Here is a 12,476-nt window from a genome sequence, read left to right as displayed (position 1 = left end):
GGTGCCGCCCTATGCCTTCATTGCGGCATATTGGCAATGGGGGGTGCGCCGCTCGCGATCATCTGTTCGAACGTCAGCACGATAAACTCCGCCGGATGGGTGATCGCCAGCGTCGCCGAAACGACCAGCCGGCCATCGAGAAGATCCTGTCCCGTCATCGTCGTCCCCACGCCGCACTGCACCTGAAAGGCGTCGCTCGCCTTGTCGCCCATCAGCCCGCCCTGCTGCCACAGCCCGGTCAGGAAGCTGGAAATCGCGGCGCTGACCGTCGCCCAGGTGGTCGCGTCATTGGGCGCGAAGACAAAGGATTGCAGCGCCGCCTTGATCGACTGCCCGACATAGATCAGTTCGCGCCGCATCTGGATATACCGATAGTCATTGCTGTTGCCGTCGAGCGTCCGGGCGCCCCACACCACCACCCCGCGCCCCGTCTGCACGCGCAGGACGTTGATCGCCAGGCCATTGACGGGGGCGTTGAACCCGCCCTGCTCGTCGTCGGTGAAGCCCCACAGCGGCGACGTCACCGCGCCGAGCGCGACGTTCGCCGGGGCGTTCCACACGCCGCGTTGCTGGTCGTTCTGCGCCCACACCCCGGCAACGATGCCGCTCGGCGGCTGGACATTCAGCGCGTCGGTCATCGCCTGCGCGATTCGGGCGTACAGCGGCAGCGCGGCCCGCAACAGATCGTCGAGCGTGAGCTGCCATTGCGCCGGCGTCTGCGGCGGGGCGAGTATGGGATAGGCGCTGCCGTCGGCCGAATATGTCGCGCTGTTGCCGGTAGTCCCGGCCGAGGGCGGAAACGCCGTCGCGATCGCCGCCTGCACCGTCGCCAGTTGGGGGTCCCTATACAGCTCCACCGCATTGGCCGTCAGCAGGCCGTTGATCGCATCATTGCCGCCGTCCGCCGCGCGCAACTGCGTATAGCTTGTGTCGGCCGGCGCGACGATCGACGCATGGACCGCGGGCGCATAGGCCGCGCCATAGCGGACGCTGGCCAGCGCCGGGGCGATCGCGGTCCAGAAGTCATCCTGCGCGGCGGTCAGCGAAGCGAAGCTATCGGCGGCAAGGCAGCCCGGCAGGTCGAGGATCGCCACACGGTCCTGCAGGCTGTCCGCCTGCGTCAGCATCGCACAGGCGACGGTGCCATAACCGGCAAGGTCGAGCTGGCACGCCTCGGGCACCGCCAGCATCGCCGGACCGACCGCATGGCCGGCCGCGTTGATCCCGCCGATCAGGTCGGCGGCGCGGATGGCGCCGGGCGGCGACGTACCGATATTTCCCGCGTTGGTCGGATGGTCGTCGGCGCCATAGCTGCCGACCGACACGATAAAACAATCGCCGCCGCCATTGGCGAAGAACAGGCGCATCTGCCAATAAAGGTTGAAGGCGTCGGGGCCCGCCCCGCCCGCGACCGGCGCCAGGGTGAAGCCGTCCGCGGCGGCCGCGTCCGCCGCAACCACGAAGCGTTGCACCGCCGGGCCGCCGAAATAACTGACAAATTCGGCCATCGACGCGATCGCGACCGGCGTGTTGTACAGCGACGCCCCGGTGACCGGGTTGCCGGCAAATTGCGTATAGCCGACGAAAACGGGCACGCCAGTCGCGACGCCGACGACCGACGACCCGAAGGCATCGATTTCCGTGATATAGACTCCGGGCGTTCTATACTGGGTCGCCATCCGGTATCTCCTTTGGCTCACAATGGCAGAGCCGGCGCAGGGCGGCCAGCGGATTGGCGTGACCGCGGCGCCGGGGCCTCGCCAAACGCCCCGCCATCCGTCTATACGCGCCGCATGACCCCGCGCATCCTCCTCGCCACCGCCGACGTCCCCGGCGGCGACCCGCTGCGCCTGTTCCAGCGCGGCGACGATTATTTCATCACGCTCGGCCACAGCGAATTGATGACCAGCCGGATGAGCGGGTCCGAGGAAGCACTCGCGGAAATGAGCTGCGACCGGCTGCGCGACGACGCCGCCCCGCGCCTGCTGATCGGCGGCTACGGCATGGGCTTCACCCTGCGCGCGGCGCTGGCGCGGCTCGGCGCCGACGCCCGCATCACCGTCGCCGAGCTGGTGCCCGAGATCATCGACTGGGCGCGCGGGCCGATGGCGACGCTCACCGCGAGCTGCCTCGACGACCCGCGCGTCGACCTGGTGCTGGACGATGTCGGCGCGGTGATCGGCGGTGCGACGCGGCGCTACGACGCCATCCTGCTCGACGTCGACAACGGCCCCGACGGGCTGACCCGCACCGGCAACGACCGCATCTATTCGATGGCGGGTCTGGCGCGGGCGCGCACCGCGCTGCGCCCCGGCGGCATCCTCGCGATCTGGTCGGCGGCGCCCGACGTTCGCTTCACCCGCCAGCTCAAGGACGCGGGCTTCGCTGTCGAGGAAGCGGCGGTGCGCGCCCGCGCGAACGGCAAGGGCGGCCGCCATGTCATCTGGTTCGCCCGCACGGCCTAGGTCGGCGCCCCGCCCCCCAGCGCCTGATAGAGCGCGACATAGGCGGTGAGCCGGTCGGTGCGCAGCTGGATCAGCGCGATATCGACCGCGAACAGCGCGCGCTGCGCGTCGATCTGTTCGAGATAGGGCGAATAGCCGGCACGGTAGCGGTTGGTCGCGTGGCGCAATGTTTCGGCGACCGCCGCGCGCTGGGCGAGCAGCGCCTGTTGCTGCACCCCGATCCGGTCGATCACCGCCAGCTGGTCCTCGACCTCGCGAAAGGCGGTGAGCACGGTGCGGCGATAGGCGAAGGCGGCCTGGTCGCGCTGCGCGGTCGCCGCATCGAACTGGCCCTGCAACCGCCCGCCCGAAAAGATCGGCGCCAGGATGCTGCCGCCGATCGACCAGACCGAGATCGGATCGTCGAGCAAGGACGAAATCGCCGCCCCCGCCGACGCCGACAGGCGGATTTGCGGCAGGAACTGCGCGCGTGCGCCGCGCAAATTGGCGTCGGTCGCGGCGAGCGCATATTCGGCTTGCGCGATGTCGGGGCGGCGGCGGACGAGGTCGGAGGGCAGCACGGCGGGCACCCCCGGGGTAACGAGCGCGTCGAAATCGGCGCCGCGATCGATCGCATGCGGCGTATCGCCGACGAGCAGCGACAAGGCATTTTCCTGCCGCGCGATCGCCGCCTCGATCGCCGGAATCTGCTGCTCGGTGCCGCGATATTCGGCCTCGGCCTGGCTGAGTTCGAGCCGCGAGGTATAGCCCGCCTCGGCGCGGTCGCGCGCGATGCGCAGCGCCTCGCCACGCGACGCCAGCGTCTGCACCAGCAAGGCGCGCCGCTCGTCGAGCGCGAGAAGGACGATATAGCTGCTCGCGGTCGCGGCGCTGACCGACAGCGTCGCCGCCTCGCGCGCCGCCGCGACGGCGGCGGCATTGGCGCGCGCCGCGTCGACCGTCGCGGCGTTGCGCCCGAACAGGTCGATCTCATACGCCGCCTGGAACGCCGGCTGCGCCGAGAAGCTTTCGCTCGGCTGGCCGAAGGCATTGACGCTGCGCGCCTCGGCGCCGGGGACATTGGCCGACAGCGTCGGCAGCAGCAGCGATCGGGCGACGCGTTCCTGCGCCCGCGCCTCGGCCACCCGCGCCGCCGCGATCGCCAGATCCGTATTGTTCGCGCGCGCCTGGTCGACCAGCGCCGACAATCGCGCATCGCCGAAGCCCGCCCACCAGGCACTCTCGACCGGACCGGCGGCGGGCATCGCGGTGCGCCAGTCGGCGGGCGGTGCGACGAGGCTGGCATCGGGGCGCGGCGTGATCGCCGGGGCACAGCCGGCAAGCAGCAGCACCGCGATCGGAAGAACGCGCCGCATCACTCGGCCCCGGTACGAACGGTCGCGATCACCGACATGCCGGGTCCCAATCGCTCGGCGAGCTTCTGACCGGGTTCGATACGGATCCGCACCGCGATACGCTGCGGCACCTTGACGAAATTGCCCGATCCGGTGTCGGGCTTGACGATGCTGAACTCGCTGCCCGCCGCCGGGGCGATGTTTTCGACCACCCCTTTGAGCTCGGCGCCGCCGAGCGCGTCGATGCGCAGCGTCGCCGCTTGGCCGACGCGGATCTTCGCGGTCTGCGCTTCCTTAAAATTGGCGACGACCCAATGTTTCTGCGGTACCAGATACATCATCTGGGTCCCCGGATTGACGAGCTGGCCGACGCGCACGGTGACTTCGCTCAGCTTGCCGGCGCGCGGCGCCCGCACCACCGTCCGCATCAGGTCGATGTCGGCAAGCCCGCGTGTCGCCTTCGCATTTTCGACCCCGGCCTGCAGCCCGCCGCGCCCGACGGTGACCGAGCGCACCTGTTCGAGCGCGATCTGGCGCTGCGCCTCGGCCGCGCGGACCCCGGCTTCCGCCTGACGCAGCGCGGCGAGCGTCTGGTCGCGTTCGCGCAGCGACACCGATCCCGCATCGACCAGTTCATTGACGCGGCGCATGTCGGCCTGCGCGCGCTGCAACTGGGCGCGGGCGTTGGCGACCGCGGCGTCCTGCGCCTTGACCTGTGCCTCGGCCGAGCGCTGACTTTGCGCGCTGTTGTCGAGGCTGGCGGTCTGCGCCGCGATGCTGGCGGCCCCTTGCGCGACGCGCTGGCGATAGATGCTGTCGTCGATCCGCACCAGCACCTGCCCGGGCTGCACGGTCTGGAAATCCTGCACCAGCACCTCGGTCACATAGCCGCCGACCTGCGGCGCGATGATCGTCGTCTGGCCGCGCACATAGGCGTTGTCGGTGGTCTGGCTCGACGCGCGGAAGGGCGGCAGGCCCCAGGCATAGAGCGCCGCGAGCACCCCGGCGACGATGACGAGGCCGAACAGCACCATCTGCCGCCGCGAACGATCGGGCCGCCAGCCGCTGCCTTCGCCGCTTTCGGCGGGCGCGGCGTCGGCGGGCGGCGCGGCCGGTTCGGGTGCGGGCGTCGGCGCGGGCGCGGGCGCGGGCTTTGCCGTTTCGGCGGGAACCGGCGGCGGGCCGGCGGGCGCGGGATCGGATGTGGTCTTGTCGGTCATTGAGTCCTTGCCAACATTTTCTGGAGGGCTTCGAGTTCCTTCGCCAGCGGGTTGACCCCGCGCCGGCGATCATAGAGCCAGCGCGCGAACATGACCACGAAGGCCAGCGCCGACAGGCTGCCGATGACGAAGAAAATATCGTTGAAGGCGAGGATCGCGGCTTCGCGCGCCACCTCCTGCACCACCTGGGCCCCCGCGACCCCGCTGCGCAGCGCCGGGTCGGTCATCGTGCCGCCGAGGCCGTTCGCGAGCGCGTTGATCGCCTGCGCCACCCCGGGGTCGCTCGTCGACAGGCTGCTGCCCAGCGTCATCAGATGCTGCTTGGTGCGCAGCGTGTGGAACGCCGACAGCGCGCCGACCCCGGCGAGGCCGCCCAAGGTCTGCGACAGGTTGAAGACCGCGAGGAAGCTGATGACGTACGACGGCCCCTTGGCGAGCGCGCGCACAAAGCCCTCCATCAGCATCGGCCCCATGAAATAGACCGCGGCAAAGGCCAGCGCGGCCTGGGTCAGATACAGGTTCCCGGGCCGCGTCATCAGGCCCGAATGGGTGTCGGCGAACGCGGCGACCGCGATCACCGCGAGCGAGACGAGGATCGGCCGCCGCAGGTCGAGCGGGTTGAGCCGCGCCACCGCGAGCACGCCGCCCGCCAGCGTCGCGGCCGCGAGGATCGCATAATAAGTGACAAGCTGGTCGTTCCCCATGCCGACCGCAGAGAGCAGGCCCGAGGCGCCGAAATTCTGTTCGGACAGCAGCACGCGGACCGCGGCGCCGGTCAGCGCGAATTTCAGCAGGTCGCTGCTCCCCATCCAGCGCGTGTGGAGCATCGGGTTGGCACGGTTATGCTCGATCAGGAACGCGATACCGATCAGCAGGATCGCCGCCGCCAGCGTGCCGCCGAGCCAGGGCGTCGTCCACCACACGATGCGGCCCTGGACAAAAAAGGCGCAGAGCAGCCCCACCCCGACCGCGAGCAGCGGAAAGGTCACGAGGTCGAGCTTGCCGAACGAGCGGACGGTATCGCCCTGCGGCAATTGCAGGACATTGACCAACCCGACCGCGACCAGCGACATCGCGAATTGCAGCACGAACAGATTATAGACATTGCCGTCGGCGAGCAGCAGCGGCGAAATCGCGCGCGCCAGCGGCAGGCCGACCTGCGAAATGCCGATCGCTAGCAGCAGCCCGCCGATCCGCGCCTTCGCCGGCATCCCCTGCATCAGATAGAAGGCCGCGAGCGTCGACAGCCCGCTCGCCGCGATCCCCGATATGCCGCGCGACACCAGTTCGAGCCGGTATCCCGCATCGAACAATTGCAGGAAATTGGCGAGCAACAGCGCCCACATCGTCGCGCGCACGAAGCGCTGGATGCCGAATTCCTGCCGCACCTTGAACAGCAATATGCTCATGCAGGCGTTGGTCATGCTGTAGACGGCGGTGACCCACCCCGACTCGACGGGGGTGAGGTCGAGATGGCCCTGCAACGCGGTCAGGTTGGCGAGCAGCAGCCCGTTCTGGAATCCGCCGACGATCGCGAGATAAAAACCGATAAACAGGTAGAAAAGCTTGCGCCGCCCCGGATGGTCGGGGTTTGCCGGCGACCCCGGCATGATCGGGCGTTCGTGCGGCTTGTAGACATAACCGCCGGATACGGCCCCCTCAGCCATGGCGAGTAAAGGGCGCGGTTCCCGCGCGCATGGTCCGGCCGTTTCCGATCATCGGCCTCCTATAGCAGCGCAGGCCGGATGCGACACACCTTATCGTCGCGCCGGGCGCTGCGCCGCGCCTCCTAACCCGCCGCCACCCCCGCCGGCTGCATCGGTGCGAGTTCGGAGAGCATGGTACCGACGCGGTTCCGGCCTCGCGCCTTCGCGCGGTAAAGCGCGGCATCGGCGCGACGCGAGAGGGTGAGCAGACCGTCGCCGGCCGCCAACTGCGCGACGCCGAACGACGCGGTGACGGCACGCGTGATGCCAAGATGGGCGAATGATGTCGCGGCAAAGGCGGTGCGGACCGCTTCGGCAAGGCCCCGCGCCTCGGCGAGCGTCGCGCCGGTGACGAACACCGCGAACTCCTCGCCCCCCAGGCGGCTCACGATCGCGCCGGGCGGCATATGGTCGCGCAACAATCGGGCAAAGGCGGCGATCACGTCATCGCCCGCGGCATGGCCGAAACTGTCGTTGATCGCCTTGAAATGGTCGAGGTCGGCGGCGATCAGCACCGCGGGCTCGCCAAGCCGAAGTGCGCGGGCCAGCGCGTCTTCGGCCCGCGCATCGAACCCGCGGCGGTTGAGCAGGCCCGACAGCACGTCGGTTTCCGACCGCGCGACCATCTCCGCCGCCGTGTCGCGCATGATGACGAGCAGCAACACGAGCGCGATCGCGACGAGCAGCACGACGCTCGCGCTCTGCGAGATGGCGGCATAGGCCGTGTCCATATAGCCCTGCGGCGAGCGCGCGGTGCCGACGATCGCGGCGATCAGCGGCTTGGCGAGATAGAGCAGCGCCACGCCCAGTTGCAGCGCGAGGAACAGCATGTCGAGCGGCTGGCGGCGCTGCGATCGCCAGACGAGCACGGCGAACAGCAGCTGCATCGCGATATAGGGCGCCTGATAGAGGATCGACCGCAGCGGCGAGCCATAGACGAGGCTGAACACCACCGGCACCGCGAGGATCGTCAGGCTCCAGATCGCCGCCATCGCGATCCACGGCGGCGCGACACCATAGTGCCGCGCCACGCCGATCATGCAGAAGCTTTGCGAGAGCAGGAAAACCAGGAAGATGCTCACGCCGACCGGGGTCGGGTCGACCTGTGTCGTCTGCAGATATTCGAGCGCGAGATAGGCGATTCCCATCGCATAGCCGAGCGCGATCCACCGCACGCCGCACGCGTCGCGATTCATCGCCGCGACCACCGCAAAGGCGATCGCGAAGATGCCGATGAGCGACATGTTGGTGGAAAGAATGAAGGCGGCTGTCATGGACCCGAACTGCAATGATGTCGCCAACGATAGGATAGCAGCGACGAATCTTTCGTTAATGGCGCCCCCTGCGACGCGATGATGCGGCGGGCCAGATTGTTACGGTATCATCCGCAACGATATTGCAGCGCGGGGGGTGCCAAAGCGCGTCCTCGCTCGCTATACCCCTTCGCATGACCAGCCTCACCACCAGCGAAAGCGCGACGATCGAACGCGCCGCCGATGCGCCGATGCTCGGACAGGTCGAGCGCTGGGCGGCGGTGAACAGCGGCACCGGCAACCTTGCCGGGCTCAAGACCGTCGCCGCCATGCTCGCCGATGCTTTTGCGGTACTGCCCGGCGACATCCGGCTGGTCGCGCCCGATCCGGTCGAAAGCGTCGATGCGGCGGGGAATATCCGGACGACGCAGCGCGGCGACCACCTGCACCTGCGGGTGCGGCCCGCGGCGCCGGTGCAGTTGCTGCTCACCGGCCATATGGACACGGTGTTCGCCGCCGATCATCCGTTCCAGACATTGCAATGGCGCGAGCCCGGCGTGCTCAACGGCCCCGGCACCGCCGACATGAAGGCGGGCATCTCGGTGATCCTTGCCGCGCTGACCGCGCTTGAAGCCTCGCCGCTTGCCGCGCGCGTCGGCTACGACGTGATGATCAACAGCGACGAGGAAACGGGCAGCCACGCCTCCGCCGCGCTGATCGCCGAACTGGCGAAGGGCAAGACCGCCGCCCTCACCTATGAACCCGCGCTGCCCGACGGCACGCTGGCGGGCGCGCGGCCGGGCAGCGGCAACTTCAGCATCACCGTGCACGGCCTGTCGGCGCATGCCGGGCGGAACCCCGACGACGGGCGCAACGCGCTGATCGCGGCGGCCGATCTGGCCTTGCGCCTGAACGCGCTCAAATCCTTGGAATTGAAAGTCAATCCGGCGAAAATCGACGGCGGCGGGCCGAACAATGTCGTCCCCGACCAGGCGATCCTGCGCGTCAACATGCGCCCCTCGACCCCTGAGGCGATGGTCGCCGCCGAGGTCGCGCTGCGCGATGCGATCGCCGCGGTATCGCGCGACCACGACGTCCACTGCCACCTCCACGGCGGCTTCAACCGCCCGCCCAAGCCGCTAGACGCCGCGGCGACGCGCCTGTTCGAACTGGTGCGCGACTGCGGCGCGGCGCTCGGGCTGCCGCCGATCAGCTGGAATGCGACCGGCGGGGTGTGCGACGGCAACAATATCGCGGCGTGCGGCGTGCCCGTCGTCGACACCATGGGACCGCGCGGCGGCGCGATCCACAGTTCGGACGAATTTCTGATCGTCGACAGCCTGGCCGAACGGGCGCAATTGTCGGCGCTGACCATGATGAAAATAGCGGAACGGGGGACGGTGTGAATTATGTGATCCGGGCGGCCAAGCCGGGCGATTTGCAGAGCATTTACGAGATGGCGAAACTGACCGGCGGCGGCTTCACCAACCTGCCCCCCGACCGGCAGGCGCTACGCACCAAGCTCGAGCGCGCCGAGGCGAGTTTCGCGTGCGAGAAGGAATATCCGTCGGACGAGCTGTATCTGCTCGTGCTAGAGGACCTCGACAGCGGCGAGGTGCGCGGCACCTGCCAGATTTTCGGACAGGTCGGCCAGCGCTGGCCCTTCTACTCCTATCGCATCGGCACCGACAGCAAGCATAGCGAGCAGCTCGGCCGCACCTTTCACGCGCAGGTGCTGATGCTCAGCAACGACCTTAACGGCGCGAGCGAGGTCGGCGGACTGTTCCTCCACCCCGCGGCGCGCGCCGGCGGGCTCGGGCTGCTGCTCGCACGCTCGCGCTATCTGTTCATCGCGCGGCACCGCGCGCGCTTTGGCGACCGCATCCTCGCCGAGTTGCGCGGGGTGATCGACGAGGCGGGCGGATCGCCCTTCTGGGACGGGGTCGCGGGCAAATTCTTCGGGATGAGTTTTCAGGAAGCCGACCAGTTCAACGCGGTCCATGGCAACCAGTTCATCGCCGACCTGATGCCCAAGCATCCGGTCTATATCGCGATGCTGAACGACCATGCGCGCAGCGTCATCGGGGTGCCGCACCCCAGCGGCCGCGCGGCGATGCGGATGCTGGAAAATGAGAATTTCGCCTATGAAAATTACGTCGACATCTTCGACGGCGGCCCGACGATGACCGCGCGCACCGACCAGGTCGCGAGCATCAAGGACGCGCGGCACGGCACGGTGACCGCGGTTGCCGAAGGCGGCGCCGATGCGCTGGTCGCGACCGGGCGGCTCGCCGATTTCCGCTGCTGTTTCGGCAAAGTCGGCGATGGCGACACGCTCGACGGCGCGGCCGCGAAGCTGTTGGGTGTGGGCGAGGGCGACGACATCAGCTGGATCGGGCGTTGATGCTCACCGAAATCAATTTCGACGGGATCATCGGCCCGACGCATAATTATGCGGGGCTGAGCCGCGGCAATATCGCGTCGGCGTCGAACGCCGGCGACGTGTCGCAGCCGCGCGCCGCGGCACTGCAGGGCATCGACAAGATGCGCCACAATCTGGCGCTCGGCTTGCCGCAAGGCTTCTTCACCCCGCTCGACCGGCCCGATGCGCCATGGCTGGAGGTGCTGGGAACGACGCTCGAGGGTGCCGAGCCGCATCTGCGCGCGCAGGCCTGGTCGGCGTCGGCGATGTGGGCGGCGAACGCCGCGACGGTCTCTCCCGCCCCCGACAGCGGCGATGGCAAATGCCATCTGACCGTCGCCAACCTCGTCACCATGCCGCACCGCAGCCACGAGTGGCAGGGCACGCTGAAGCAGCTCAGGGTGGCTTTCGCCGACCCCGCCTTCGCGGTGCACGGGCCCGTCCCCGCCCCATTCGGCGACGAGGGCGCGGCAAACCATATGCGGCTGTGCGACGGCCACGGCTCCGCCGGGGTCGAGATCTTCGTCTATGGCGTCGGTGGCGGGCGCTATCCGGCGCGCCAGCATCTCGACGCGTCGAAGGCGATCGCGCGGCATCACCGGCTCGATCCCGCGCGCACGCTGTTCATCCGCCAGTCGGACAGCGCGATCCAGGGCGGCGCCTTCCACAACGACGTCGTCGCGGTGGCGAACGAGCGCGTGCTGTTCACCCACGAAACCGCCTTCCACGACCGCGAGGCGGCGCATGCCGAAATCCGCGCCGCCTTCCCCGCGGTCGAGATCGTCGAGGTGCCCGCCGATGCGGTGAGCCTGCCCGACGCGATCAAATCCTATCTGTTCAACGCCCAGCTCGTCTCGCTGCCCGACGGCGGCGGCATGGGGCTCGTCCTGCCGACCGAGGCGCAGGACACCGCATCGGTGTGGAGCTGGCTCGAAGCGCATGTCGCGGGCAACGGCCCGATCCGCAAACTGCTGCCGGTCAACGTCCGCCAGTCGATGGCCAATGGCGGTGGCCCCGCGTGCCTGCGGCTGCGCGTCGTCGCCGATCCGGCGAGGGTCGATCCGCGCTTCATGGCCGATGCCGGCAAACTCGACCGGATTTCCGAGATTGTGGCCCGGCATTGGCCGGAGGCGATTGCAGCGGCCGATCTCGCTTCGGCGGGTCTGACCGCCGACGTACGGCGCGCGCGCGCGGCGTTGCTGGAGGCGCTGGAGCTGAGCGAGCTGGCCTGAGCTGGCCGGACGGCCGGACAACCCGACCGGCACCTGACCCTCGCGGCGCCGTGACGGCATAGGACTCCCGCTTATGCCGGTCCCTTTGAGCGTCTGCTTATGGGCATGATCCGGTCGCGGCCCTAGCCTTTGAGCGACGGGTCTGCCGTCGTCGAATTGCGCCGCGCGATGCTCCACTTTTCCTGTGCGTCGCTGACGCAAACGCGCTCCGGGACGGCAGCGATTCGACCCTTTTGGTCGCCGGTCGGGAGAGATGCCGTGCGTAGATCGCTGATCGTTCTTGGTGGCGCCACGGCGCTGGCGTTTGCCCCCTCCGCTCACGCGAGCGACAAGGGATGGAATGATGCCGGATCGCTCGCGCGCGACGCGCTCGTCGTCGCGGCCTTCGGCGTGCCGGCGGCGCAGAGCGACTGGGACGGCGTCTTGCAGGCCGGGGGAAGCGTCGGCGTGGCCGGGGGCCTGTCCTATGGGCTGAAGGAGGCTTTTCCCGAACGCCGCCCCGACGGCAGCGACAACAAGAGCTTCCCGTCCGGGCATACCTCGATTTCCTTCGCCGCTGCGGCGACGCTGCAGAATCGCTACGGCTGGAAGGTCGGCGTTCCCGCGCAGCTGGTCGCGGCCTTCGTCGGATTGAGCCGCGTCGAGGCGGAGAAGCATCATGTGCACGACGTACTCGTCGGCGCCGCCATCGGCGAAGCCGCGGGTTTCCTGATCACCCGCAAGGCGAACGACCGCGTCCAGATATTGCCCTGGGGCGGCACCAAAAGCGGCGGTATCGCGATGACGATGCGCTTCTGAAGACCCGCGCCGTCGCGACGCGCTTGCATTCCACCGTCAAAGTCCG

General features: G+C 68.8%; 10 protein-coding genes. 5 read left to right on the top strand and 5 right to left on the bottom strand.

Annotated elements, in window-relative coordinates; translation table 11 throughout:
• Positions 1–17: 17 nt before the first annotated feature.
• Positions 18–1,679 (bottom strand): phage tail sheath family protein, encoded by a 1,662-nt coding sequence (locus EEB18_RS16965; protein ID WP_187140300.1) that lies wholly within the window; start codon positions 1,677–1,679, stop codon positions 18–20.
• 114 nt (positions 1,680–1,793) lie between these two features.
• On the opposite strand from EEB18_RS16965, the gene EEB18_RS16960 reads away from it, so the two are divergent.
• Positions 1,794–2,465 carry a spermidine synthase gene (locus EEB18_RS16960; RefSeq protein ID WP_187140299.1) on the top strand — a complete coding sequence of 224 codons (672 nt, stop codon included), beginning with the start codon at positions 1,794–1,796 and terminating at the stop codon, positions 2,463–2,465.
• On the opposite strand, the gene EEB18_RS16955 is transcribed toward EEB18_RS16960, so the two are convergent.
• The 4 genes from EEB18_RS16955 to EEB18_RS16940 all read right to left on the bottom strand — a co-directional run bounded on the left by EEB18_RS16955 (position 2,462) and on the right by EEB18_RS16940 (position 7,999).
• Positions 2,462–3,820, bottom strand: a complete 1,359-nt coding sequence (locus tag EEB18_RS16955) for an efflux transporter outer membrane subunit (protein ID WP_187140298.1) — start codon at positions 3,818–3,820, stop codon at positions 2,462–2,464. The genes EEB18_RS16960 and EEB18_RS16955 overlap by 4 nt on opposite strands.
• Complete coding sequence (locus EEB18_RS16950; protein ID WP_262407976.1) at positions 3,820–5,019, bottom strand: HlyD family secretion protein; 1,200 nt, start codon at positions 5,017–5,019, stop codon at positions 3,820–3,822. The genes EEB18_RS16955 and EEB18_RS16950 overlap by 1 nt, the downstream gene beginning before the upstream one ends.
• Positions 5,016–6,686 carry an MFS transporter gene (locus tag EEB18_RS16945; protein ID WP_187140297.1) on the bottom strand — a complete coding sequence of 557 codons (1,671 nt, stop codon included), beginning with the start codon at positions 6,684–6,686 and terminating at the stop codon, positions 5,016–5,018. Before EEB18_RS16945 ends, EEB18_RS16950 begins: the two co-directional genes overlap by 4 nt.
• Positions 6,687–6,808: 122 nt before the next feature.
• On the bottom strand, positions 6,809–7,999 hold the full coding sequence (locus EEB18_RS16940; protein WP_187140296.1) for a GGDEF domain-containing protein: 1,191 nt from the start codon (positions 7,997–7,999) through the stop codon (positions 6,809–6,811).
• 173 nt (positions 8,000–8,172) lie between these two features.
• Here EEB18_RS16940 and EEB18_RS16935 point away from each other — a divergent pair, with 173 nt between their 5' ends.
• The 4 genes from EEB18_RS16935 (at position 8,173) to EEB18_RS16920 (ending at position 12,430) form a co-directional block, all read left to right on the top strand.
• Positions 8,173–9,384 (top strand): hydrolase, encoded by a 1,212-nt coding sequence (locus tag EEB18_RS16935; RefSeq protein ID WP_187140295.1) that lies wholly within the window; start codon positions 8,173–8,175, stop codon positions 9,382–9,384.
• Positions 9,381–10,382 (top strand): arginine N-succinyltransferase, encoded by a 1,002-nt coding sequence (locus EEB18_RS16930; RefSeq protein ID WP_187140294.1) that lies wholly within the window; start codon positions 9,381–9,383, stop codon positions 10,380–10,382. Before EEB18_RS16935 ends, EEB18_RS16930 begins: the two co-directional genes overlap by 4 nt.
• On the top strand, positions 10,379–11,632 hold the full coding sequence (locus EEB18_RS16925; protein ID WP_187140293.1) for an N-succinylarginine dihydrolase: 1,254 nt from the start codon (positions 10,379–10,381) through the stop codon (positions 11,630–11,632). The genes EEB18_RS16930 and EEB18_RS16925 overlap by 4 nt, the downstream gene beginning before the upstream one ends.
• 258 nt (positions 11,633–11,890) lie before the next feature.
• Complete coding sequence (locus tag EEB18_RS16920; RefSeq protein WP_262407974.1) at positions 11,891–12,430, top strand: phosphatase PAP2 family protein; 540 nt, start codon at positions 11,891–11,893, stop codon at positions 12,428–12,430.
• The last annotated feature ends 46 nt before the right edge of the window (positions 12,431–12,476 follow it).

Origin of the sequence: Sphingopyxis sp. OPL5, assembly GCF_003797775.2 — a bacterium.
Classification (GTDB): Bacteria; Pseudomonadota; Alphaproteobacteria; order Sphingomonadales; family Sphingomonadaceae; genus Sphingopyxis.
The sequence above is the reverse complement of the archived record's forward strand: the minus strand, read 5'-3'. Positions and strand labels throughout refer to the sequence as shown.